This window comes from Streptomyces sp. NPDC029122 (assembly GCF_055569445.1).
In genome coordinates, this window is the sequence record NZ_JBVHWK010000003.1 from 1 (window position 1) to 24,819 (window position 24,819).

The following is a 24,819-nucleotide window of genomic DNA, read 5'->3' on the forward strand; positions in this document are numbered from 1 at the left end:
CACGCCGCCAGCGTTCGTCCTGAGCCAGGATCAAACTCTCCATGAATGTTTACCGGCTATCCGGTGCACACGCACGAAAGAGCGGGTCAGTCACGTCGGAATAAGACCGACTGACCACAACGTCCTCGCTGTGTTCGTTGCCTGCGAGCATCACCCGAAGGCGACCTCACAGGTCTTTTTCAAAGGAACCTCATCCACCGAAGTGGACGGGGTATCAACTTCTGGCGTTGATTTTTGGCACGCTGTTGAGTTCTCAAGGAACGGACGCTTCCTTTGTACTCACCCTCGCGGGCTTTCCTCCGGGCTTTCGTTCTGTTCTTCGTTCTTGCGTTTCCGACTCTATCAGATCCTTTCGGGCCTGACCCCCAGTCAGTGGGGTTTGTCTTCCGGGCTGTTGGGCCCTTCCGACTCCTGAACTCTAGCGGATTTCCCCGGCAACCGATAATCGGGCCTGCGGAAATGAATTCGGGCATGCCGAATTTGTTCCCAGTGGGAGATCGTGCTGAGTAGGTTGCCGCAACGGGGCGGCGGGATTCGTTGACTCCGGAACCTTCCGGCCCCGGGGCAACTCGAAGAACCTTACGGATCCACGAGGGGTGTGTCAACCGGCGAGGTCGGGGCCGGTCAGGCCCGGGACTGGAGCTCCTCCACGCGGTCCAGGAGCCGGGTCAGCATGTCTCCCAGTACTCCGCGCTCCGCCGTGGAGAGGTCCTGGAGGAGGTCCTCCTCGAAGACCGTGGCCGCGCGCATCGCGTCGAGCCACTTGCTGCGGCCCTCGTCCGTCAGCTCCACGATCACGCGGACCCGGTTGGACTCGTCCCGTTCGCGGGTGACCAGACCCTCCGCCGTCATGCGGTCGATCCGGTGGGTCATCGCGGCCGGCGTCAGGCCCAGCTGCTTCGCGAGCTCGCTCGGACCCATCCGGTAGGGCGACCCGGAGATGACGAGGGCCTTGAGGACCTCCCACTCCGCGTTGCTGATGCCCAGGGCCGCGGTCTGGCGGCCGTACGCGACGTTCATACGGCGGTTCAGCCGGCTCAGCGCCGAGACCACCTTCTCGACCTGGGGGTCGAGGTCCTGGAACTCGCGCTGGTAGACGGCGATCTGCTCATCGAGGCTCGGCTCGTGGACGGGCGTAGCGCCGTCGGGGGTGTCACCCATGGTCCGAAGTATCGCATGAACCCGTTGGCATCTAACTCCTTCGATGTGTAGAGTTAAGGATCGAAGTTTAGGTGTGAAGTTCTGAAGTCTTCAGTCTTCGGCTCTCAAGGCAGGTGAGAAGTGACCAAGGTGATGGGCGCTGCGATGCGGCGGATCCAGGCCGGCAACGCGCTGACCGCGTTCGGCATCGGTTTCACGGTTCCGTTCCTCTACATCTATGTGGCGCAGGTGCGAGGTCTGGGCTCCATGGCCGCCACGAGCGCGTTCGTGGCGTTCGCCCTGGGCGCTCTCGTCGCGCTGCCCTTCACCGGCCGGGTCATCGACCGGCGTGGTCCGGTGCCCGTGGTCATGGGTGCCGCCGTCACCGCGTCGGTGGGTGCGCTCTCGCTCGGGCTCTCCACCGGCGTCGCCCCGATCCTGCTCTCCGCTCTGGCGCTGGGCGCCGGGCAGGCCGTGATGCAGCCGGCGCTGGCCACGATGATCGTGTGGTGCTCGACGCCGTCGACCCGTACGCGTGCCTTCGCCCTGCAGTTCTTCATGCAGAACCTCGGCCTGGGCATCGGCGGGCTCGTGGGCGGCCAGATCGTCGACGAGAGCCGTCCGGGCAGCTTCACCCTGCTGTTCGGCATCGAGGCCGTGATGTTCCTGGTGCTGGCGGTCGTGATCGCCACCGTGCGCATGCCGCACGTGCAGAACATCAGTGACGCGATGGCCAAGGACGCGGCGCCGGCCGGCGGCGGCTGGAAGCGGCTGCTGGGCCACAAGGCGATGGTCCAGCTGTGCGTGCTGGGCTTCGTGCTGTTCTTCGCCTGCTACGGGCAGTTCGAGTCGGGTCTGGCGGCCTTCGGTACCGAGGCCGCGGGGATCTCCCCCTCCACCCTCGGGTTCGCGCTCGCCGCCAACACGGGTGCGATCGTCGTGGCGCAGTTCGTGGTGCTGAAGCTGGTCGAGAAGCGTCGCCGGTCGCGGGTCATCGCGCTGGTCGGGCTGATCTGGACGGTGGCGTGGCTGATCGCCGGGTTCTCGGGCCTGGGGCACGGGAGCGCGATGATGGCCGCCGCCGCGTTCATCACCACGTACGCGCTCTTCGGCATCGGTGAGGCGATGCTGTCGCCGACGCTGGCGCCGCTGGTCGCCGATCTGGCGCCGGAGGGTTCGGTCGGGCAGTACAACTCGGCCTTCGCCCTGGTCAAGCAGATGGCGCTGGCGCTCGGGCCGCTGGGTGTGCCGCTGGGGGCGGGGATTCCGATGCTCTACATCGGGGTGTTCGTGCTCGTGTCGCTCGGGATCTCGGTGCTGGCGCTGCGGCTGGGCAGGCGGCTGAGCCCGGTGCAGGACAACCCGTCCGTGGTGAGCAGGGTCGTGGCGCAGGGGCCGGCGGTCGCCGGGAAGCCGGCCGTGGCCGTGGAGCGGGCGGAGCGCGTGTCCGCGTGATGCGTGGGAGCAGGGAGAGCCTCCGGTCCTTCGGGCCGGGGGCTCTTCCTGTTTCGGGTGCCTATTTGTCGGGCAGGGCGAACTCGCACCAGACGGCCTTGCCTCCGCCGGGGGTGCGGCGGGAGCCCCAGGCCGAGGCGATGGTGGCGACGATCGAGATGCCGCGGCCGGTCTCGTCGGCCGGTTCGGCGCGGCGGCGGCGGGGGAGGTGGTCGTCCCCGTCGGTGACCTCGACGATCAGGCGGCGGTCGGTGCGGCGCAGGCGCAGGTGCATGGGCGGGGTGCCGTGCTGGAGGGAGTTCGCGACGAGCTCGCTGGCGGCGAGGACGCCGAGGTCGCACAGCTCGACGGGGAAGCGCCAGGAGCTGAGGACGCCCTGGGCGAAGGCGCGGGCGCGCGGGGCGGCCTCGACGCCGCCGAGGAGTTCCAGGGCGGCGTTGTGGAAGAGCTCGGCGTCGACGCCGGTGCGGGCGGGCTGCTGGAGGACCATCACGGCGACGTCGTCGTCGTGGTCGGCGTCCACGCCGAGGGCGCGCATCAGGCGGTCGCAGATGATGGCGGGGGTGCCCTGGGCGCCGGAGAGGGCGCGCTCGAGGGCGGCGACGCCTTCGTCGATGTCCTCGCCGCGGCGTTCTACGAGGCCGTCGGTGTAGAGGACGGCGGTGGAGCCGGGGCCGAGGGCGATGGTGCCCGAGGTGTGCAGCCAGCCGCCGGTGCCGAGGGGCGGGCCGGTGGGGTCGGCGGCGCGGCGTACGGTGCCGTCCTCGTCGCGGACCAGGATGGGGAGGTGGCCGGCGGAGGCGTAGGCCAGCAGTCCTTCGTTGGGGTCGTGGACGGCGTAGACGCAGGTCGCGATCTGGCTGGCGTCGATCTCGGCGGCGAGGCCGTCGAGGAGCTGGAGGACCTCGTGCGGGGGCAGGTCGAGGCGGGCGTAGGCGCGGACGGCGGTGCGGAGCTGGCCCATGACGGCGGCGGCGCGGACTCCGCGGCCCATGACGTCGCCGATGACGAGGGCGGTGCGGCCGGCGCCGAGGGTGATGACGTCGTACCAGTCGCCGCCGACGGCGGCTTCGGTGCCGCCGGGCTGGTAGGTGGCGGCGACGCGGAGGTCGTCGGGCTGTTCGAGCTCCTGGGGGAGCAGGGAGCGCTGGAGGGTGACGGCGGCCTCGCGCTGGCGGCGCTCGCTGGCGCGCAGGCGTTCGACGGCTTCGGCGTGGTCGGTGACGTCGGCGAGGTGGACCAGGATGCCGGTGTGCTCGGGGTCCGGTTCGCCGTCGGTGACCGCTTTGGGGAACTCGACCGGGGTGCAGGTGACGGTGTACGAGCTGCCGCCGCCGGGGGCGGTGCGGTTCTTGGCGGTACGGGGCTTGCCGCTGCGCTGGACCTGGTCGAGGAGCGGGAGCAGGCCGAGCTCGCCGAGTTCGGGGAGGGCGGTGTGGGCGGGGGCTCCGGTGGGGCGGGGGCCGAAGCCGGCGGTGTAGGCGTCGTTGACGTAGGCGACGCGGTGCTCGGGGCCGTGGACGAGGGCGACGAGGGCCGGGAGCAGGCCGAGGACTTCCCGTACGGGCAGTTCGTCGAGGGCGGGGACGGCGGGGAGCGGTGCCATGCCGGTGCCGCGGACAGTGGCGTCGGCCGGGGCGCCCTCCTGGGACGCGGCACGGTGGGCGGCGCCGCGGGCCGCCGGGACGGAGCCCTCACCGCGTTTGGCCTGGGCCGCGGCGTGCTCGTTCCGGGCGGCGGCGCGGCGCGTGCCGGGAAAGCGGGCGCTCCAGCGCGTGAAGTTCACTGCGTTCAAGCCTCGTGGTGTCGCAGGTGGTCGCGGTGTGTCCGCCCGGCGGTGCCGGGTGGTGCCCCTGTGGTCGGTCGCTGGACGGTGTCGCCCGGTGGGTGTCGCCGGCGGGCGTCACTCGCCGGGTGTCACTCGCCGGCGTCACTGTGTGCAGGCATGAGCCCACCTATGGTCACACGTCCAGTGTGGCCGACGGCACTGACAACGTCAGCCCTGCTTGTCCTGCGGTGGGTCGGGGGCGGGCCGGGGCGGCTGGTTCCGGGGACCTCCGCCCGCGGCGAGTTCGAATTCTGCCCTGGGGTGTTCGAGGGATCCGAGGGAGACGATCTCGCGTTTGAAGAGGCCGGCGAGGGTCCATTCGGCGAGGACCCGCATTTTGCGGTTGAAGGTGGGGACGCGGCTGAGGTGGTAGGCGCGGTGCATGAACCAGGCGGGGTAGCCCTTGAGCTTGCGGCCGTAGAGCAGCGCGACGCCCTTGTGGAGGCCGAGCGAGGCGACCGAGCCGGCGTACTTGTGGGCGTACTCGGTGAGGGCCTCGTCGCGCAGGGCGGCGACCAGGTTGTCGGCGAGCTGCTTGGCCTGGCGTACGGCGTGCTGGGCGTTGGGGGCGCACTCGCGGGCGGGTCCTTCGGCGCCGCTGTCGGCGGTGATGTCGGGGACGGCGGCGGCGTCGCCGGCGGCCCAGGCGTGTTCGACGCCTTCGACGGTGAGGAAGGAGGTGCAGGTGAGGCGTCCGCGTTCGTTCTTGGGGAGGTCGCTGGCGGCGAGGATGGGGTGGGGTTTGACGCCGGCGGTCCAGACGATGGTGCGGGTGGGGAAGCGGGAGCCGTCGCTGAGGACGGCGACGCGGTTCTCGCAGGATTCCAGGCGGGTCTCGAGGCGGACGTCGATATTGCGGCTGCGCAGCTCACGGACGGTGTAGACGCCCATTTCGGGGCCCACCTCGGGGAGGATCCGGTCGCTGGCCTCGACCAGCACCCATTTCATGTCCTCGGGCTTGACGTTGTGGTAGTACCGGGCCGCGTACCGGGCCATGTCCTCCAGTTCGCCGAGTGCCTCGACGCCGGCGAAACCGCCGCCGACGAAGACGAAGGTGAGGGCGGCGTCGCGGATTGCGGGATCGCGGGTGGAGGAGGCGATGTCCATCTGTTCGATGACGTGGTTGCGCAGGCCGATGGCCTCTTCCACGGTCTTGAATCCGATGCCGTAGTCGGCGAGCCCGGGGACGGGGAGGGTGCGGGAGACGGAGCCCGGGGCGAGGACGAGTTCGTCGTATTCGATCTCGATGCCGCCGGTGCCCTCCTCGGTGGTGGCGAGGGTGGTGACGGTCGCGGTCCGCTTGGCGTGGTCGATGCGCCGGGCCTCGCCGATGACGATGCGGCAGCGGTCCAGGACGCGGCGCAGGGGGATCACGACGTGCCGGGGCGAGATCGCGCCGGCCGCGGCTTCCGGGAGGAAGGGCTGGTACGTCATGTAGGGCTCCGGGGTCACCACGGTGACCTCGGCTTCGCCGGCTCTCAGCTTCCGCTGGAGGCTCAGGGCCGTGTACATGCCGACGTAGCCCCCGCCGACGACGAGGATGCGCGTGCGGGGCGGGGTACCGGGGTCGTCGCCCCGGGAGTTAGCAGCCTTCACCACCCCATGACGCAACGTGGCCGGGAGTTTGTCCACAGGCCCGGCACATTGTGTGACCGGTGGGGGTGGCGGGACGGGGTTGTCAGGAGATCCCGATCACGTTAAAAGTCCGCAGGTCAGGGCTCCGGAAGGGGCGATTCCGGGGAGTTGTGGCGGAAAAGTGGGGGTGAATGCTCCGATCGGGCGGTGCTCGGTCGGGGGCTGCCCCTTCTGAATTGACTCTGGCTCAACTATGTTCGTATCTCGTCGAGGATGTAGGACCTGGGCCCTCATGACCGTGGCCCCCCTCGACACGAAGGCGGGGAGTGTCTCCGGGGGGAGACAAGTGATTACCGGGGGATACATATGAACATTTCCGATTTCCATGGCTCTGTCACCGCTCTGTCCGCGGAGACCGGCGGCCGCGTGATGGCAGGCTCGACCACCCACGGAGTGGGCCGGTCCACGCCGCTGCGCGTCGACGCACAGCGCAACCTCGAGCACGTCCTACGGGCGGCCCGGGAAGTCTTCGGCGAGCTCGGCTACGGGGCTCCGATGGAGGACGTGGCACGGCGGGCGCGGGTCGGTGTCGGGACCGTCTACCGGCGGTTCCCCAGCAAGGACGTGCTGGTCCGGCGGATAGCCGAGGAGGAGACCGCCCGGCTGACCGAGCAGGCCAAGTCCGCCCTGGGGCAGGAGGAGGAGCCGTGGCAGGCGCTGTCGCGCTTCCTGCGCACCTCCGTGGCCTCCGGAGCGGGCCGGCTGCTCCCGCCGCAGGTCCTGCGGGTCGGCTCGGCCGCCGAGGAGGACGCCGCCGAGGAGGAGGCCGCGGTCCGCGTGCCGCACCAGCGCCAGGCCGTCGGCGGTGCGGCGGAGCTGCGCGTCGTGGGCGCGCGGTCCTCGGTCGAGGACGAGCCCTCGGAGGACGCCGGAGCGGGTGCGCTGCTGGAGGTCGTCGGTCAGCTGGTGGACCGGGCACGGGAAGCCGGTGAGCTGCGCGCCGATGTCACGGTGGCCGATGTGCTGCTGGTGATAGCGACCGCCGCGCCCGCCCTGCCCGACCCGGCTCAGCAGGCCGCGGCTTCGGCCCGGCTGCTGGAGATCCTGCTCGAGGGGCTGCGCTCCCGCACGGCGTGAGGAGGCGCCTCGGCCGCGGGTGAACCGCCGCCCCGGCCGAGCGTTCGAGCCGAGTCGTTGACGGGCCGGTCCCCGCAGGGGTGGGGACCGGCCCGTCGACGGCGGAGCGGGCCGGGGGTGGTTGGCAGGGGTTGCGGGATGGTCGGCCGGAGGGCGGCTGTCGGGCGTAGGGGCCGGGCGTCAACGGGGGGGCGCTTGATGGCGCATCGCTCGAAGGGATGACGAACCGTACGGCGACTCGCCGGACCTTGCCCGGACGGGTGGATGGCACGGAGACGGCCCCGGGGCGCCAACGCCGTGTGACAGGCTGGATCGGTGTACCGGTTCGAGTGTGTCGTGCGGGGGCTTCCGCGATGAGCGTTGACGGGCGGGACGAGTCTCTCGGTGGCGTCGGTGGAACCGGCGGCGAGGTGGGGGCCGGCAGCCTGCCCGACCGGCAGGTCCCGGCCCAGCGCGAACGCGGCGGACGGCATGCCGCCTCCGGGCCGTTGGACGGTGAACTGCCCCCCTCTGACGGCGACTTGATCAGCCGGATGCGCGGTGGGGACGACGGCGCCTACGAGGAGCTGTTCCGCCGGCACGCCGACGCGGTACGGCGCTACGCCCGGACCTGCTGCCGGGACGGGCACACCGCCGACGACCTCACCGCCGAGGTGTTCGCGCGAACCCTGCAAGCGGTACGGGGCGGGGCCGGGCCGGACCAGTCGGTGCGGGCCTACCTCCTGACCACCGTGCGGCGGGTCGCCGCGGCCTGGGCGAAGACCGCCCGGCGGGAGCATCTGGTCGAGGACTTCGCGGTGTTCGCGGAACAGGCCGCCGCGGGTGCGGAGAGCGCCGGAGGGCTGTCCGGCGGCGACACCCTGGAACTGGGCGCCGATGTCCGGGCCATGCACGAAGCCGAGCGGTCGCTCGCGATGCAGGCCTTCCGGAGCCTGCCGGAGCGGTGGCAGGCCGTGCTGTGGCACACCACCGTCGAGGAGGCCTCGCCGAGTGCGATCGCCCCGCTGTTCGGCCTGAGCGCCAACGCGACGGCGGTGCTGGCCAGCCGGGCCCGGGAGGGCCTCAAGCAGGCCTACCTCCAGGCCCATGTGAGTTCCGCGCTCAGCTCGGGCGGCGACTGCGCCCGGTACGCGGACCGGCTGGGCGCGTACGCCCGGGGCGGGCTGCGGATGCGGGCGGAGCGGGGGCTGCGCAAGCACCTCGAGGAGTGCGCCAAGTGCCGGCTCGCCGCCGGAGAGCTGAAGGACGTCAACGCGGGCATTCCCGCGCTGCTGCCGGTGGCGGTCATCGGGTGGTTCGCCGCCGGGTACGCCGCCAAGGCGGCCGGGGTGGTGGCCGGTGGGGCCGTCGCCGCCGGGGGCGCGGGGGCCGCCGCCGCGGCGGGCGGATCCTCGGCCGGGGCCGGGGCTGCGGGGGCTGCCGGGGCCGGGGCTGCCGGGGGGACCGGGGCGGGGGGTGCCGGTGGGGCCGGGGGGGCGGTGGTCTCCGAGGGGCTGGGCCTGCCCGCCAAGGCCGCCATCGCGGCCGGGATCGCGGTCGCCGCTGCCGCCGGGGTGGTGTTCGCCCTGGCCGGGGACGATCCCGAGCCGCAGGCCGCGCCCCCACCCGGGGTGGTGGCGCCGGTGGCGCCGGTGGCGCCCGAGCCGCCCGCGCCGTCCTCGCCCGCCGCGCCGGAGTCGACGCCGCCCGGGGATCCGACGCCGGCGGCACGGGCCGTGCCGCCCCGGCGGAGCGCGGTGCCGTCCGCGCCACGGTCCTCGGCCCCCGCTCCCCCGGCCGTGCGGCCGCCGGCACCGGCGGGCCTCCGGCCGAAGCCGGCCCCTTCGCGGCCCCGGCTGACGGCACCGCCGCCGCAGGGGTTCCGGCTGGCCGGTCTGGGGCACTCCGCGTACGGGAAGGGCACCGGCCCCGAGCTAGAGACCTGGCGCAGCAGCTGGGTGTGGCAGCGGTGGGGGCTGGTGGTCGGCGGCCGGCAGTTCGCGCAGGGGATCACCGTCCACTCCCGCTCCTCGGTGGAGATCACCCTCAACCGGCAGTGCACCCGCTTCTCGGCGCGGGCCGGGGTGGACGGGCTGTCGCTGCTGACCGACGGGACGGTGCGGTTCTCCGTCTACGGCGACGGGCGGCGGCTGTGGCGTTCCGGCCCGCTCGGGTACGACGACGCCCCGATGCCGGTCGAGGTGCCGCTGGCCGGGCACACGAAGCTGCGGCTGGTGGTGGAGCAGGTCCGGCAGGGGCGCCTGCCGACGCTGGCGAGCTGGGCCGACGCGGTGATCAGCTGCGGCTGAGGCCGGCCGCCTCGGTGACCGCGCCGAGTACCGCGAGGACCTCGCCCGGGGTCAGGCTCCGGCCCTCGGCCTCCGCCCGGGCCTGGCCTGCCGCCCCGAGAGCGGCGCGGGTGCGTTCCGGGAGCCCCTCCAGGGCGGCCTCCTCCGGGACCGGGCGGGGGAGGCCCGCGCGCCAGGCGGTGGCCGCCGCGAGGACTCGTACGCTCTCCTCGGGACGGCCGGCGTCGGCCAGGAACAGTGACGCCGCCTCGGCGATGCCGGCCAGGACGCGTTCCGCGCAGTGCGCCTCCACCGCGCCGGCGAGGACCGGGCCGATCCTCGCCAGCCCTGCCCGGGCGCCGTGCTCACGGGCCTCCAGGACGGCCTCGATGAGGCCCAGCCCGGCGGTGAACTGCGCGGGCACGCTGCCCTGCTCGGCCGCGGCGCGGGCGGCGGCGCACTCGGCGCGTACCCGGTCGTGGTCGCGGCGCTGGAGGGCCAGCGTGGCGGACAGGAACCGGGCGAAGGTGCTCACGTCGTACACCCCGCCGTGCTCGTCGGCCTCGCGGTCGGCCTCCGCCAGCAGCTTCTCGGCGGTGTCGAAGTCCCCCTCGCGGTAGGCGGTCTCCGCGATGCGGGCGATCGCGAAGGGTGCCTCGATGCGGGCGCCGACCTCCCGGGCGAGGCGCAGGCACTCCTCGTAGGCGGCGCGGGCGGTGGCGTACTGGCCGCGCGAGAGGGCGGCTTCCCCGGCGGCGCTGGCCACCTGGGCGCGGATCCAGCGGTCGCCGACGCGGGGGGCGAGGTCCTGGAGCTCGATGAGGTCGGTGTCCGCGGTGGAGAGGCCGCCGGTCGTGTCGATGGCGAAGTGGGTGCGCATCAGCAGGGGGATCGCGAGCTCCCATTCGCCGCCGTGGCGCCGGCAGTTGGCGATCGATTCGTCGATGCTCGTGTGGAAGCCGACGGTGTCGCCGGTGAGGAAACAGATCGTGGGCCAGAGCATGCCGGGGAAGCGGGTGGCCTCCGGGGTGCCGCGGCGGAAGACCTCCTTGATGCGGGCGGCGAGGGCCTGGTGCTCGGGCGTGCGGAACCATTGCGGGCCGGTGCTCTCGGCGCGCAGGAACATGTGGAGCATGCGCAGGCGCATGTGGGGCCAGTAGTCCGGGGAGTCCTCGGGCGGTTCGACGGGGATCCGGGCGAGGAGGCGGGCGGTCCAGTCGGCGCCCTCGGCGCGGTAGTCGCGCAGCCACCAGAACCAGCCGAGGGCGGAGAGCAGGCGTTGGGCGGCCTCGGTGTCGCCGCCGTCCGGGTCCCCGCCGGTGGTGGTGTCGAGGGCTGAGCGGAGGTTGTCGAGCTCGGTCTCGACGCGGCGGATCCAGGGCAGCTGGCCGGCGGAGCGCAGCAGCGGCTCGGCGCGCTCGGCGAGGGCGACGTAGTGGGCGGCGTGGCGGCGGGCGGTGGCGCGGGCGTCGGCCGGGTCCGCGGCGAGGCGTTCGGCGGCGTACTCGTGGATGGTCTCCAGGAGGCGGTAGCGCATGCCGTCGGGGCCGGGGTCGGCCTGGACGAGGGACTTGTCGACGAGGGCCGCCATGGCTTCGGCGACATCGGTGACCTCGGTGGTGCCGGTGGTGTCGGTGGTGTCGGTGATGACCCGGGTGGTGTCGGTGGTGTCGTCCGCGCAGACGGCTTCGGCCGCTTCCAGGTCGCAGCCGCCGGCGAAGGCGGACAGCCGGGCGAGGACGGTGCGCTCGGCGTGGTCGAGGAGGTCCCAGGACCAGTCGACGACGGCGCGCAGCGTCTGCTGGCGGGGCAGCAGCGTGCGGGCGCCGCCGGTGAGGAGGCGGAACCGGTCGTCGAGCCGGTCGGCGATCTGGCGCGGGGTGAGCAGGCGCAGCCGGGCGGCGGCCAGTTCGATGGCGAGCGGCAGCCCGTCGAGGCGGGCGCAGATCTCGGCGACGGCGGCCGGGTCGTCACCGGGACGGAAGCCGGGGCGGGCGGCGGCGGCACGGTCGGCGAACAGCCGGTGCGCGGGGGCGGGCGGCAGCGGTTCGACGGGGCGCAGGAACTCGCCCGGCACACCGAGGGGTTCGCGGCTGGTGGCCAGGATCCGGACGCCGGGGCAGTGGGTGAGGAGGCGTTCGGCGAGTTCCGCGGCGGCTCCGATGACGTGCTCGCAGTTGTCCAGGACGAGGAGCAGGCGGCGGTGCGCGCAGTGTTCGACGAGGGCGGCGGTGGGGTCGTCGTCGGCGGTGGTCCGCTCGCGGGCGACGAGGCCGTTCTCGCGCAGGCCGAGGGCGCTGAGGACGGCGCCGGGGAGGGCCGCCGGGTGGTCGAGGCGGGCGAGTTCGACGAGCCAGCCGGAGTCGGGCCGGGCGGCGGCCGCGTGCTCGGCGAGGCGGGTCTTTCCGGAGCCGCCGGGGCCGGTGAGGGTGACGAGGCGTACGCGGTCCAGGTCGGCGGCGAGGGCGGCGAGTTCGGGTTCGCGGCCGACGAAGGAGGTCAGGCGGGGCCGGATGTTGCCGCGGGGCTGCGGGGGCGGGGTCCGGAGCAGCTCGGCGTGCAGGGCGCGCAGCACCGGGCCGGGATCGGCGCCGAGGCCTTCGGCGAGGTCGCGGCGGGTGCGCTCGTAGGCGGCGAGGGCGTCGGCGGGGCGGCCCGCGGCGCGCAGGGCGCGGATCTGCTGGGCGCGCAGTGGTTCGTCGTACGGATGCTCCTGGATCAGGGCCTCGATCTCCGGCAGGAGTTCGGCGGGAGCGGTGGCGCCGCCGCGCAGGTCGGCCTCGACGCGGTCCCGCTGGGCGCGGGCGCGGCGGGCCTCGCAGGCGGCGGCGTGTGCGGCGCGGGCCGGTTCGGGGAGGTCGGCGAGGGCGCGGCCGCGCCACAGGGCGAGGGCCTCGCGGAGGGTGGTGGCGGCGGTGGCGGGGTCGGTGGTCAGCTGCTCGGCGCCGAGGGCCGCGAGACGGGTGAAGCGGTGGAGGTCGACGGCGTCGCGGTCGGCGGTGAGGCGGTAGCCCCCGGCGGGGTCGGTGGCCAGCTGCCCGGCGCCGAGGGCGCGGCGCAGGCGGGAGACGAGGGCCTGGAGGGCGGCGGGGGCGTCCTGGGGCGGGTCGTCGCCCCAGACCTCGTCGACGAGGTCGGTGACGGACGCGGCGGCCGGGGCGCCGGCGCGCAGGGCGAGGGCGGTGAGGAGCGCGCGCAGCCGGGCGCCGCCGGGGGTTCGGGGGGCGCCGGTGTCGTCGTGTGCCTCGGTGGGGCCGAGGATTCGATACCGCACCGGCCAATTCTGCCTTGCCCCTGCGGGGGGCGCGGGTGGGTTTTCCCGGCGGGGCGGCCGGCGCGCCGCGGCGGGGGCCGGGCCGTCGGTCGGCCGCGGGCCGTGTGCCGCCGCGCGGAGCGGGTCCCCTACCCGCCCTTCGCCCGTTCCCCGTGGCTCCGCCCCGGATCCCGCGCCTCAAACGCCGGCGGGGCTGGAACATCGGGGCCGCGCCCCGGGCCGGCGTCCGGCCGGGCCGACACCGTGGGAACACCCGAGGCCCCGAAGACCCCCGGGCCCCACCCCCGCCCCGCCGCCCGGCGCGCCCGTCAGCGGCTGGCCGGGAGGGCGGGTGGGGTGAGGCGGGGGAGGCGGGTGTCCAGGGGCGGGACCGCGCGGCGGCGGGGGGTGGAGGTGCCGGTCCAGCAGGTGCCGCGGCGGGCCAGGAGGCGGCGGAGCCACAGTTCCATCGAGACGAGTTCCGCGAGCCCGTCGAGCGGGACGGGCCGGCCCTCCGCCGCGTCGATCAGGGCCTGCTGGACGACGCGGGCGTCGACGAGGCCGGCGTCCGCGAGGAGCGGTGCCGTGAAGAGGGCCAGCAGGGAGGTGAGGGCGGCCCGCAGTCCCAGGCGGGTGGCGGTCTCGTTCGGGGTGTGCGAGGTGGCGCCCCAGCCGGGCGGGAGTTCGCGTACCCCGGCGGAGGCCAGGACGCTGCGCAGGATCTCGGCGCGGGCTCCGGGCTGTACCCGCAGGGACTCGGGCAGGGCGCGCGCGGCCCGTACGACCTGGTTGTCGAGGAACGGCGTGTGCAGGCGCTGGCTGCGGACCTCCACGGCCTGCTCGAAGACCCGGTGGTCGGCGGCGTGACGGGTCAGCAGCGCGCGGGCGCGGGCCTCGCCGGGGCGCAGCGACAGCGGGGGCCGTCCGGCGGCGGCCCTCAGCCGGATCGATACTTCCGCCAGGGCTTCGCCGGTGAGCCAGCCCGCGGCGGGGCCGGGCCGGGACCAGGTGAGGGCCGCCAGTGAGGCGTCGACCGGCCCGGAGGCGGCGGCGAGTGCGGCGCCCCCCTCGCGCAGCCGGGCCGCCGCGGCCTCCATGCCCGCGCGGTACGGCGTACGGGCGAGGCGGCGGGCGGCCGAGTAGACGGAGAAGGGGACGAGCAGCGGGTCGGCGGGCGCGGAGCGGGCGAGGGCGGCGACGGGGCGCAGCAGGTGGCGGCGTCTGCGGTCCAGCAGGAGGTCGGCCATGCGGGCGGGGTGCGCGTCGAGGACGCGGCGGGCTCCGTGTCCGGTGAAGTGGTCGGCGGAGCCGGCCGCCAGCCGGCGCCGTTCGCGGGCGGCGGAGACGAGGGAGGGGCCGGGTTCGTCGGTGAGGGGGCCGTCGAGTTCCGCGTACGGGAGGGCTTCTTCGGCGGCGGCCACGACGAGGTGGTGCAGCCGGGGGTCGGCGGCGATGGCGTGGGCGCGCGCGAGTTCGCCCTCGCGGCCCTGCGGGGTGGCGAGGTCGTTGAAGGTGACGGCGAGGAGGCGCGAGCCGGAGCCGTGGAGGGTGCCGGGGGCGCCGGGCAGGCCGGCGGCGAGGAGGGCGAGCGTCGCGGAGGCGGTGCCGCCGGAGAGGTCGGCGCCGACGCCGGGTGCGGGTGCGCCACGGGCGGCGCGCCGGTCGGCTGGGCCCATGCCGGGCACCGGTCCGGGGTCAGGGAGCAGGGTCTCGGGGGCATGCCGCGGCGCCGTGAGCCGGGCGCGCACCGCCGCGGTCAACGCTTCCCGTACGCCCTCCACCGCCCGTTCGGGGTCGGCCTCGGGGGCGGCCACGGCGAGGGAGGCCACCGGTTCGTAGCCGGTGATCTCCCGGGAGCCCTCCCGCAGGATCAGCGTGTGGCCGGGCGGGATGCGCCGGACACCGGCGTACGGTGTGCCGTCGCCCAGCGCCTCGGGGCTGTCGGGGCAGGCGAGGAGGGCGGCGAGGTGGCCGACGTCGAGCTGCGCCTCGATGAGGTCGGCGAGCGGGAGCGCGGCGGTGGCGTACGCGGTTCCGCCGGCCCAGGGGGTGTAGAAGACGGGCCGTGCGCCGGCGAGGTCGCCGAGGACGGTGATCCGGCGTCCGGCCTGGACGACGGCGGTGTAGCTGCCGGGCCACTCGGTGAGGTGGCGCAGGGCGCCGCCGCGGGCGGCGTAGAGGGCGCGGCGCAGTTCGTCGTCGGTGGCGCCGCAGCAGCCGAGCACGGCGAGCCGGGTGAAGGGGTCGGCGGGGTCGGCGGTGACGGTGCGGATCTCGTCGGGGCGCCAGTCGCCGACGGCCCAGAGGGGGTCGGGGTCGCCCCACAGGAGCTGGGCGCCGACGGGGTGGACGGTGCGTTCGGCGTCCTGGGCGGCGGGGTCGTCGGCGTGTGCGGCGTCGGCGATGCCTCCGTGCTGCGGGGGCCCGGCGTGGGGCGGGCGGCCGTAGGAGGGGGTGCCGTAGGGGGAGCCGTGGGAGGGGTCCGCCGGTGCTCCCGGGCCGGAGGGGACGCGTCCGGCCGTGCCGAAGCTCGCGGCGATACTGCTCCACCCGACCAACCAGCGCACCGCCGCCTCCCCCAGCCCGTGGGCAAATGACCGGGGCAACGGACGGCCGGGACGGCACGGACAACGTGCGTCGGCGTGCGTCGGCGCTTGGAGGGCGCGGCCGGCGGGACCCCGGGTGGCTCGGGGTCCATGCTGCCACGAGAAGGGCGTGCGAGAGTGGCTTCGGGGGGCGCACATGCGAACGAACACGCCCCGGCCGCGCGGTATTTGGCGTTCCGTTCCCACCGCCCCATAGGTCGGTTTCGGCCATTCTTCGGCCGTACCGAGGGCCCCTGCGGCCCCCGCGCGGGCGGCCCGGGACGGCCGCGGGGCGCGGTCCGGGAGGCGTCTGCGACCTCCCGGACCGTTCCGCCACCCGCGGGGATTGAGGCAGCGGCATCCCCCGGCCCACCGGATCCACTCGGCGGGCCGACCCACGCACCGCACATCGAATCGCCGGGCCCCGTGAGCGGCCAGAGCGCACGGCCGGGCGCACGGCCACACGGCCGGAGCACGGGCCGACGCGTGCGCCCGGGGCACGACCCCCCGGGCGGACTGTGCATACGGACAACAATCCCGCCATACGGAACACGGGGCCTTAACGCTTGGGAGGCGGGGAACTACGCTGGGTTTACGAAATGCCGGGCGCCTATGCCCCGGCGGCGTCTGCGTTCCGCGTGTGACGAGGGGTGGCGCATGTCCAGGGAGCTCCGCGAGCCCAATGAGAAGCTCGGCGCCGTCCTCGCCCTCGCGGGCATCAGCAACGCCGGGCTGGCCCGGCGGGTCAACGACCTCGGTGCGCAGCGCGGCCTGACGCTCCGGTACGACAAGACGTCCGTGGCGCGGTGGGTGTCGAAGGGGATGGTGCCGCAGGGCGCGGCCCCGCACCTGATCGCCGCCGCCATCGGCGCGAAGCTCGGCCGGCCGGTCCCGCTGCACGAGATCGGGCTGGCGGACGCCGATCCGGCACCGGAGGTGGGGCTGGCCTTCCCGCGCGACATCGGGGCGGCGGTGCGCTCCGCGACCGACCTCTACCGGCTGGACCTCGCCGGGCGGCGTGGCGGCGGCGGGATCTGGCAGTCGCTCGCCGGCTCCTTCTCCGTGTCGGCGTACGCGACGCCCGCCTCCCGGTGGCTGATATCCCCGGCCGACAGCTCGGTCGCGCGCGAGCCGGCCCCCGTCGGCGCCCCGGGCACCGGGACGGCCGCAGCGGCCCACGGCCGGGCTTCCACGGCCGTCGCCCCGCCGCGACGGACACCTGAAACCCCCGCTCAGGGCGTTGTGCCCGCCCGGTCCGGGCCCGAAACCGCGCCGCCGGCCGCCGCTGCCGCCGCTCGGCCCGTCCCGGAGGCCTCCCCGCAGCGCGTGGGCCACAGCGACGTGACCAAGCTGCGCGAGGCCGCGGAGGACGCGCGCCGCTGGGACTCCAAGTACGGCGGCGGGGACTGGCGTTCGTCGATGGTGCCCGAGTGCCTGCGGGTGGACGCGGCGCCGCTGCTGCTCGGCTCCTACACCGACGAGGTGGGCCGCGCGCTCTTCGGGGCGACCGCCGAACTGACCCGGCTGGCCGGCTGGATGGCCTTCGACACCGGCCAGCAGGAGGCCGCCCAGCGCTACTACATCCAGGCGCTGCGCCTGGCCCGGGCGGCGGCCGACGTCCCGCTCGGCGGGTACGTCCTGGCCTCGATGTCCCTCCAGGCGACCTACCGGGACTTCCCCGACGAGGGCGTGGACCTCGCCCAGGCCGCCGTCGAACGCAACCGCGGGCTGGCCACCGCCCGCACCATGAGCTTCTTCCGCCTGGTCGAAGCCCGGGCCCATGCGAAGGCGGGCGACTCGGCGGCCGCCGGGGCGGCGCTTCGGGCGTCCGAGGGCTGGCTGGAGCGCTCCCGCGACGGTGACGCCGACCCGACCTGGCTGGGTTTCTACTCGTACGACCGTTTCGCGGCGGATGCCGCGGAATGTTACCGGGACCTCAAACTCCCCCGCCAGGTACGCCGCTTCACCGAGCAGGCGCTCTCGCGCCCCACGGAGGAGTACGTGCGCTCGCACGGGCTGCGGCTGGTGGTGAGCGCGGTCGCCGAGCTGGAGTCGGGCAACCTCGACGCGGCCTGCGCCGCCGGCACCCGGGCCGTGGAGGTCGCGGGCCGGATCTCCTCGGCGCGCACGACCGAGTACGTACGGGACCTGCTGCACCGGCTGGAACCGTACGGTGACGAGCCGCGCGTCGCGGAGCTGCGCGAACGGGCCCGCCCGTTGCTCGTGGCCCCCGCGTAGCCCCGTTGTCGGTGGCGGGGTGCAGTATGCAGGGGTGGGAGGTGTCAGCGTGGACTGCGACGTGCTGGTGATCGGTGGCGGGATCGTCGGCTTGTCGACAGCCCATGCCCTGTCGCGCCTGGCCCCGGGCACCCGGGTGACCGTGCTGGAGAAGGAGACCGCCCCCGCCCGGCACCAGACCGGCCGCAACAGCGGCGTGATCCACAGCGGCATCTACTACCGCCCGGGCTCCCTCAAGGCCCGCTTCGCGGTGCGCGGGGCCGCCGAGATGGTCAAGTTCTGCGCGGAGCACGGCATCGCGCACGAGGTGACGGGCAAGCTGATCGTCGCCACCGACCGCTCCGAGCTGCCCCGGCTGCACTCCCTCGTCCAGCGCGGCCGGGAGAACGGCATCCCGGTGCGCGAGCTGGGACCCGCCCAGATCTCGGAGTACGAGCCGCACGTCCGGGGCCTCGCCGCGATCCACGTGGCCACCACCGGGATCGTGGACTACGGCCGGGTCGCGGCGCAGCTCGCCGAGAGCTCCGGAGCGGAGATCGTCTACGGCGCGGAGGCGGACCTGATCTCCCGCCGCCCCTCCGCGGTGGCGGTCCGCACCACCGCGGGCGGGGTGTTCCGCGCCCGGGTCCTGGTCAACTGCGCGGGCCTCCAGTGCGACCGGGTGGCCCGCCTGGCCGGGGACGACCCGGGCATGCGGATCATCCCCTTCCGGGGTGAGTACCACGACCTGGCCCGCCCGGAGCTGGTCCGGGGCCTGGTCTACCCGGTACCCGACCCGGCGTTCCCCTTCCTCGGCGTCCACCTCACCCGGGGCATCGGCGGCGGGGTCCACGTCGGCCCGAACGCCGTACCCGCCCTGGCCCGCGAGGGCTACGGCTGGGGCACGGTCCGCCCGCGGGACCTCGCCACGGAACTGGCCTGGCCGGGATCCTGGCGGATGGCCGCGCGGCACTGGCGGTACGGGGCGGGCGAGATCCACCGCTCCCTGTCGAAGCGGGCCTTCACGGAGGCCGTACGCCGCCTGCTGCCGGCCGTCACGGAGGCGGACCTCACCCCCGCGGCGGCGGGGGTCCGCGCCCAGGCGGTGCTGCGGGACGGAACGCTGGTGGACGACTTCCTCATCCGGGAGGCCCCGCGCACGGTGCACGTCCTGAACGCCCCCTCGCCCGCGGCGACCGCGTCGCTGCCGATCGGCCGCGAGATCGCCGCCCGAGCCCTCCACCACCTCCGCACCCCCTGAGCCCGCCGCCCCGGGGCACTGCCCGGACCCCGCGCCTCAAACGCCGCCGGGGCTGGGGTGCGTCTGCGCAGCCCGCCCGCCTGCGGACCGTGTCCCGGGGGCCGCCCCCCGGACCCCGCGCGACCAGGGCAACCCCGCCCCCCAACCGCCCGGCCAGGGCAACCGCCCCCACCCCCCGTCGTAGAATCTCCGCATTGTGTCTGAGCCCCTGAACCCCCAGCCCAGCCTCCCCGACTCCCCGCCGGAGGCGTACACGCCGCCCAAGTGGCGCACCGAGCCGCGGTTCCCCGACGGCCCCGCGCCCGACCCCGCCGGGTCGCACCACGAGCGCCGGATCCGCAGCTTCCAGCCGCGCCGCAGCCGGGTCACCACCGGCCAGGGCGAAGCGCTGAAGCGGCTGTGGGGCACCTGGGGCCTCGACATCGACGGCCACGAGGTCATCGACCTCGGCAAGCTCTTCGACGGCCTCCCCGTCGTCCTGGAGATCGGCTTCGGCATGGGCGAGGCCACCGCCCAGATGGCCGCCGCCGACCCCGGCACCGGCATCCTCGCCGCCGACGTGCACACCCCCGGCCAGGGCAACCTCCTCGCCCTCGCCGAGCGCAACGGTCTCACCAACATCCGGGTGGCGAACGGCGACGCGATCATCCTGCTCCGCGAGATGCTCCCGCCCGCCTCCCTCGCGGGGATGCGCGTGTACTTCCCGGATCCGTGGCCCAAGGCCCGCCACCACAAGCGCCGCCTGATCCAGCCCGAGTTCCTGGACCTGGCCGCGACCCGCCTGGCGCCCGGGGCCGTGCTCCACTGCGCGACCGACTGGGAGGACTACGCCGAGCAGATGCTCGAAGTCCTCACCGCCCACCCCGAGTTCGAGAACACCCAGGCCGACGGCGGCTACGCGCCCCGCCCGGAGTTCCGCCCGCTCACCCGCTTCGAGGGGCAGGGCCTGGACAAGGGCCACGTCGTCCACGACCTCCTCTTCGTCCGCCGCGGCGAGCGCGCAGTCGAACCTGACTCCAAGAACTGACAAACGTCACTCCGAGTGTCCGAGCGGCTCGGTAGGGTCATCATGTGTACCGAGCGCTCTCCCGTGTGCTCGCACGCCCGTCGGGCACGGCCCGCATGTGCGTGCTCGTCACGCTGCTCACCGCCACCGGCGCCGTCATCCTCGAGCTGGTGCGGGAGCAGACCGGCACGGCCGGCTTCTTCGTGGGCCTCGGCCTGGCCCTGCTGCCGGTGCCGCCGCTGGTGGCGGCGTTCCGGTGGCTCGGCCTGGCCGCGCCGGGCCCCTGGCGGCAGTCGCTGTTCTGCTTCGGCTGGGGGGCCTGCACCGCGGCGCTGATCGCGATACTGGCCAACAGCTTCGCCACGGAGTGGATGGCCGCGGCCTCCGCCGATCCCTCCGCCGCCGACCGCCTCGGTTCGGTCGCGATCGCGCCGGTGGTGGAGGAGACCGCGAAGGCGGCGGCCCTGCTCCTCGTCTTCCTCTTCCGAAGACGGCGGTTCACCGGCGTCGCCGACGGGATCGTGTTCGCCGGGTTCACGGCCACCGGCTTCGCCTTCACCGAGAACATCCTCTACCTGGGCACCGCCTTCGAGGAGGACCTGGCCAACGGCACCCGCGCACTGGACTCCGTGACGGCGGCGACGTTCTTCGTGCGGGCCGTGCTCTCCCCGTTCGCGCACCCGCTCTTCACGGTGCTCACCGGCCTCGGCTTCGGGGCGGCCGCGCTCACCGCCCGCCGTGCGCGCAGGACCGGGCTGCCCGTGCTGGGGCTGGTCCTGGCCATGGGCACGCACGCGCTGTGGAACGGCTCCTCGCACTTCGGTGAGTACGGTTTCTACGTGGTCTACGGCTGCGTGATGGTCCCGGCGTTCGGGCTGCTGCTGTGGCTGGCCGTGCGGATCCGGCGCCGGTGCCTGCGGGCCGTCGCCGCCGAGCTGTCGGTGTACGCCGCCGCGGGCTGGCTCGGTCCGGCGGAGGTGCCGGCCCTGGCTTCGATGCCGGCCCGGTCACTGGCCCGCGCCCTGGCCCGCCGCACCGGAGGCCGCCACGCCGCCCGAGCGGTGTCCCGGTACACGGCGGACGCCGCCGCCCTGGCGCTGCTGCGCCGCCACGCCCGGCAGTCCGGCCCGGGTTCCCGGGATCAGGAATTCGCCGAGCGGGAGCGCGAGTTGCTCCACCGGCTCTGGCTCGGCCGCGCGACGGCCGCGCCGGCGCTGGCCCGGGCGGCCGTGCTGGAGGACCTGCTGCCCCCGCCGCGCTGGACCCCGCAGGCCGCCCCGGCGCCCGCGCGGGTCTTCGTACCGGCCCCCAGGACTCCGGAGCTGTCGGCATCGCACCCCTGAGGAAGCGGGCGGGACCGGGAAGGACCGGGCGAGGCGATCAGGCGCTCAGACGTCGAGGCCCTTGGAGCGCATCCACGCCAGCGGGTCCACCGTCGAGCCGCCCTTGCGGACCTCGAGGTGGAGGTGCGCACCGGTGACGTTGCCGGTCGCGCCGACCCGGCCGATGGTCTCGCCGGCGCCCACCGAGCCGGAGGTCACGGACATCGAGGAGAGGTGGCAGTACCAGATCTCGGTACCGTCGTCGAGCTTGAGGACGATCCGGTAGCCGTAGGCCCCGGACCAGCCGGCGGAGATGATCTTGCCGCTGCCCACGGCCTTGACGGGGGTGCCGGTCGGGGCGGCCAGGTCGAGGCCGGTGTGGTAGCCGGAGGACCACATGGAGCCGGCGACGCCGTAATGCGAGGTGAGGGTGTAGGACGAGGTCGGCAGGGAGTAGCCGCCCGCAGCCGTCGTACCCGAACCGGAGCCGGAGCCCGATGCGGTGCCCGCCCCCGCCGCGGCCTTGGTGGTGCTCTGTTCGGCGGCGGCCTTCTCCGCGGCCGCCTTCTCGGCGGCGGCCTCGGCGGCGGCGCGCGCCGTCTCGGCCTCCTTGTCGGCCGCTTCGCGCTGGGTCCGGGCCTCCTGGGCGGCGCTCTCGCGCGCCGTCCGCTCGGCGTCCGCGCGGGCCCGGGCCTCCTCGGTGTCCTGCTGCGATTCGGCCTGGAGGAGGATCCGGTTGAGCAGCGCCTCGCCCGCCCCGGCCTGCTGCGGCACTTCCGCGGTCTCCGCCGCGCCCGCGGGGCCGGTGCCGGAGTCCGCCTCGGCGGCGGTCCGTACGGCGTCGCCGCCGGAGCCGGAGTCGCTGCCGCCACCGCCCAGCAGGTCGGGCATGGAGGGCATGGATATGGAGACCTGGGGCCGGTCCTGCGCGGTGGCGATGCCGCCCGCGCCGACGGCCGCGATCACGCCGACGCCGAGCACCGTCGAGCTGCGGGCGAGTCCGCCGCGCGGCTTGAGGACGCGGTGCTTTCCGCGGAGCGGGCGCGCGGAGTCCTCCGTGGGATTCCACTCGCCCCAGGCTCCCGCGGTGGGCGTCTCCTGGAGGTCTGTGCCATCAGAGGCAGGCGAGTTGGAGGCCACCGGGGCACACTCCTCATGGGCGAGAACGCGCACGGGTGCCGTCGTTGCGACGGCTGGGACGACCGCGCTGCGTTATCGAAAGGTAATCTACGCGGACGAATGAATCCAAGCCGAAGCGATTGATCGTTAAGCCCAATCGGCCACACACCGCACAGCTTTGGCCTTCACATTCGCCATATCCGGCCTGAATCAGGGCAATCCATCCGCCTCACTCCCGCCGCTCCCGACCCGGCGCCGCCCTGACGCACCATCAAAGCGCTCGCTCACCGGGCGCCTCCCGCTACGCCGGTCACTCACGGGTTGTCGCCGCGCACCACCGGGACGGTCCGCCGCCGCTCCGGCTGCCCCTCCCCCGACCTGCCCACCGCGAGCAGCGCCATGTCGTCCGTCGTGCCTCCGCCGGTGTGCCGCCGCACATCGCTGCTGAGCGCGGCGAGCAGCTCGTCCGGCCCCGGGAAGACCCGCCCCCGCAGCCGGGCCGCCGGATCGTAGAAGCTGCCCGACCCGTCCCGGGCCTCGGTCAGCCCGTCGGTGTACAGCAGCAGGGTGCTGCCCGTCGGAAAGGGCCACTCCTCGCGCCGGTAGACCTCGTCCGGCGCCAGCTCGCCCAGGCCCAGTGGCAGCGCCGGCTCGGCCGGGGCCAGTACCTCCAAACCGCCGTCCGCGTACAGCAGCAGCGGCTCGGGGTGGCCCCGGTTGAGCAGCCGAAGCCGTTCGGCGCCGGGCGGGATCTCGCCGAGCACGCACGTGGTGAACCCCTCCACCGCGTCCAGGCTGCCCCGCCGCGTCCCCTCCCGGGCCAGCGCCCGCTCCAGGCGCCGTGCGAGCCCCTCCAGGGTCGGCTCGGTCTCCGCCGCCTCCCGGAAGGCCCCCAGCACCACCGCGACGGCCTCCACGGCCCCCATCCCCTTCCCCCGTACGTCGCCCACCGCGAGCCGCACGCCGTACGGGGTGTCCTGGACGGCGTAGAGGTCCCCGCCGGTGAAGGCGTCGGCCTGCGCGGCCTCGTACCGGGCGCGGACGTGCAGCCCGGCGATCCGCTCGGCCGGGGTCGGCAGCACGGCCCGCTGCGCGGCCTCGGCGATCCCGCGCGCCGAGGCGAGCCGCTCGCCGCCGCGCCGTACGACCCTGTTGATCAGCAGGGCCAGCCCGGACACGGTCAGCACCGTCACGAGCTCGGTCAGCGCCTCCACCTTCCAGCTGGTGCCGTTGTGGAGGTGGAGGCCGAAGACCACCATCGAGGAGGCGATCCCGGTCAGCGCGGTCGCCCGGAGGGTGAACAGGGGAGCCGCGACCAGCGGTGCGGCGGTGAAGAAGGGGGACCCCGTGAAGCTGGGCGGGGTCACCAGGGTGAAGACGAGTCCCAGCAGGACCAGCAGGACGGGCAGGATCCGCACCACCCGCCGGGCGGTGCCGTCCGCGCTGCCGCCCTCACCCTGCCGGCCCAGCCCCGCCACGCTGCTCTCCTGCCGCCCGGTCCCGCCCGTCCCCCAAGGCTGACGGCAGGCGGCCCCGTACGGCGAGCGGACCGGGGCGAAGGAGTGAGAGGCCGGCACCGGCGGACACCCGGGGCACGAACAGGGCGACCAAGGCCCGGACACCACGAAGGACGCAGCGGCACGAGAAGAAGCCGGACACGACGAAGGCCCGGTTCCACCAGGGAACCGGGCCTTCGTACTGAGTAGCGGGGACAGGATTTGAACCTGCGACCTCTGGGTTATGAGCCCAGCGAGCTACCGAGCTGCTCCACCCCGCGTCGGTAAACCCAACTCTACGTCATCCGGGGGACGCCTCCCGCCAATTAACCGGCCCGCACCGCCTCAGAACGGCATCGTCGCAGGTCAGAGGCCGAATAATCGATCCATCCGACCACCGGGAGGGGCGGAACCGGCCCCGGTGCGCCGGCCTGGGACGGGATCAGGCCACAGAACGGGCCCGGGAACGGCGGAGCGCCCCGCCCGAAGAAGTCGGACGGGGCGCTCGGCGCGGGCCGGGGAAGGTCCCCCCGGGATCCGCGAGCGGTAGGCCATGTCGGACTCGAACCGACAACCAACGGATTAAAAGTCCGCTGCTCTGCCAATTGAGCTAATGGCCCTCCATGTGCTCACCCCAGAGCATAGCCGGAGAGGGGCTGCTGGCCGATCGGGTATCGCCGGGTGTGGCCCCGGCGGTTTCCCGCCATGCGGTCCGGGAGGGGCGAAACGGCCGGAAATGGGCTCGGCCCCCACCGCACCGGAGTGCTGTGGGGGCCGAGTCCTCGTCAGGCGGCGCTCAGACGTCAGCCGTTGCGCTTCCAGCGGGGCTTGTCGTCGCGGCGGCCGCCGAAGGTGGAGCCGGACGGACGGTTGTCGTCACGACGGCCGTAGGGGCGCTCGCCGGCGCCGCCGGAGCGGAAGCCGCCGGAGGGACGGTCGTCGCGGCGGAAGCCGCCACGGTCGCCACCGCGGTCGTCACGGTTGAAACCACCCGACGGACGGTCATCGCGACGGAAACCACCACGGTCACCACCGCGGTTGTCGCCACCACGGTCGTCACGGCGGAAGCCACCCGACGGACGGTCGTCACGGCGGAAGCCGCCACGGTCGCCACCGCGGTCGTCACGGTTGAAACCACCCGACGGACGGTCATCGCGA

Annotated in this window: 14 protein-coding genes, 2 tRNA genes and 1 pseudogene; 7 read left to right on the forward strand and 10 right to left on the reverse strand. The window is 74.5% G+C overall.

The window, feature by feature from the left end:
* Positions 1-624 precede the first annotated feature (624 nt).
* Positions 625-1,161 (reverse strand): MarR family winged helix-turn-helix transcriptional regulator, encoded by a 537-nt coding sequence (locus ACZ4WZ_RS04575; RefSeq protein WP_467885006.1) that lies wholly within the window; start codon positions 1,159-1,161, stop codon positions 625-627.
* 132 nt (positions 1,162-1,293) lie between these two features.
* Here ACZ4WZ_RS04575 and ACZ4WZ_RS04580 point away from each other — a divergent pair, with 132 nt between their 5' ends.
* On the forward strand, positions 1,294-2,595 hold the full coding sequence (locus tag ACZ4WZ_RS04580) for an MFS transporter (RefSeq protein WP_467885878.1): 1,302 nt from the start codon (positions 1,294-1,296) through the stop codon (positions 2,593-2,595).
* Between the two features lie 61 nt (positions 2,596-2,656).
* On the opposite strand, the gene ACZ4WZ_RS04585 is transcribed toward ACZ4WZ_RS04580, so the two are convergent.
* Positions 2,657-4,381, reverse strand: coding sequence for an ATP-binding SpoIIE family protein phosphatase (locus ACZ4WZ_RS04585; protein WP_467885881.1), 1,725 nt, complete (start codon positions 4,379-4,381; stop codon positions 2,657-2,659).
* 210 nt (positions 4,382-4,591) lie between these two features.
* A complete protein-coding gene (locus ACZ4WZ_RS04590) occupies positions 4,592-6,022 on the reverse strand; it encodes an NAD(P)/FAD-dependent oxidoreductase (RefSeq protein WP_467885009.1) in 1,431 nt (476 codons plus the stop codon).
* 342 nt (positions 6,023-6,364) lie between these two features.
* Between ACZ4WZ_RS04590 and ACZ4WZ_RS04595 the strand changes: the two genes are divergently transcribed.
* Positions 6,365-7,135: a TetR/AcrR family transcriptional regulator gene (locus ACZ4WZ_RS04595; protein WP_467885012.1), complete on the forward strand. Its 771-nt coding sequence runs from the start codon at positions 6,365-6,367 to the stop codon at positions 7,133-7,135.
* Between the two features lie 353 nt (positions 7,136-7,488).
* On the forward strand, positions 7,489-9,423 hold the full coding sequence (locus ACZ4WZ_RS04600) for a sigma-70 family RNA polymerase sigma factor (RefSeq protein ID WP_467885015.1): 1,935 nt from the start codon (positions 7,489-7,491) through the stop codon (positions 9,421-9,423).
* Here ACZ4WZ_RS04600 and ACZ4WZ_RS04605 read toward each other — a convergent pair.
* Together ACZ4WZ_RS04605 and ACZ4WZ_RS04610 are read right to left on the reverse strand one after the other, a co-directional pair.
* Positions 9,410-12,676: an AfsR/SARP family transcriptional regulator gene (locus ACZ4WZ_RS04605; RefSeq protein ID WP_467885017.1), complete on the reverse strand. Its 3,267-nt coding sequence runs from the start codon at positions 12,674-12,676 to the stop codon at positions 9,410-9,412. The genes ACZ4WZ_RS04600 and ACZ4WZ_RS04605 overlap by 14 nt on opposite strands.
* Before the next feature lie 308 nt (positions 12,677-12,984).
* Positions 12,985-15,222 (reverse strand): asparagine synthase-related protein, encoded by a 2,238-nt coding sequence (locus ACZ4WZ_RS04610; protein WP_467885019.1) that lies wholly within the window; start codon positions 15,220-15,222, stop codon positions 12,985-12,987.
* 675 nt (positions 15,223-15,897) lie between these two features.
* Between ACZ4WZ_RS04610 and ACZ4WZ_RS04615 the strand changes: the two genes are divergently transcribed.
* The 4 genes from ACZ4WZ_RS04615 to ACZ4WZ_RS04630 all read left to right on the forward strand — a co-directional run bounded on the left by ACZ4WZ_RS04615 (position 15,898) and on the right by ACZ4WZ_RS04630 (position 21,067).
* Positions 15,898-17,478 (forward strand): sporulation protein, encoded by a 1,581-nt coding sequence (locus ACZ4WZ_RS04615; protein WP_467885022.1) that lies wholly within the window; start codon positions 15,898-15,900, stop codon positions 17,476-17,478.
* A gap of 19 nt (positions 17,479-17,497) precedes the next feature.
* A complete protein-coding gene (gene lhgO / locus ACZ4WZ_RS04620; protein WP_467885025.1) occupies positions 17,498-18,718 on the forward strand; it encodes an L-2-hydroxyglutarate oxidase in 1,221 nt (406 codons plus the stop codon).
* Between the two features lie 208 nt (positions 18,719-18,926).
* On the forward strand, positions 18,927-19,745 hold the full coding sequence (gene trmB, locus ACZ4WZ_RS04625) for a tRNA (guanosine(46)-N7)-methyltransferase TrmB (RefSeq protein WP_467885884.1): 819 nt from the start codon (positions 18,927-18,929) through the stop codon (positions 19,743-19,745).
* A gap of 95 nt (positions 19,746-19,840) precedes the next feature.
* A complete protein-coding gene (locus tag ACZ4WZ_RS04630) occupies positions 19,841-21,067 on the forward strand; it encodes a PrsW family intramembrane metalloprotease (RefSeq protein WP_467885887.1) in 1,227 nt (408 codons plus the stop codon).
* 45 nt (positions 21,068-21,112) lie between these two features.
* Here the strand turns inward: ACZ4WZ_RS04630 and ACZ4WZ_RS04635 are convergent, their stop codons facing one another.
* From ACZ4WZ_RS04635 to ACZ4WZ_RS04655, 5 genes and pseudogenes are all read right to left on the reverse strand, one after another.
* A complete protein-coding gene (locus tag ACZ4WZ_RS04635; RefSeq protein ID WP_467885028.1) occupies positions 21,113-22,186 on the reverse strand; it encodes a M23 family metallopeptidase in 1,074 nt (357 codons plus the stop codon).
* Positions 22,187-22,479: 293 nt separating this feature from the next.
* Entirely contained in the window at positions 22,480-23,643 is a 1,164-nt protein-coding gene (locus ACZ4WZ_RS04640; RefSeq protein ID WP_467885030.1) for a PP2C family protein-serine/threonine phosphatase, read from the reverse strand.
* 225 nt (positions 23,644-23,868) lie between these two features.
* Positions 23,869-23,942 (reverse strand) — tRNA-Met (locus ACZ4WZ_RS04645).
* A gap of 266 nt (positions 23,943-24,208) precedes the next feature.
* Positions 24,209-24,281: transfer RNA gene (locus ACZ4WZ_RS04650), tRNA-Lys, on the reverse strand.
* A 183-nt stretch (positions 24,282-24,464) separates the two neighbouring features.
* Positions 24,465-24,819, reverse strand: a pseudogene (locus ACZ4WZ_RS04655) (DEAD/DEAH box helicase); the annotation flags it as partial.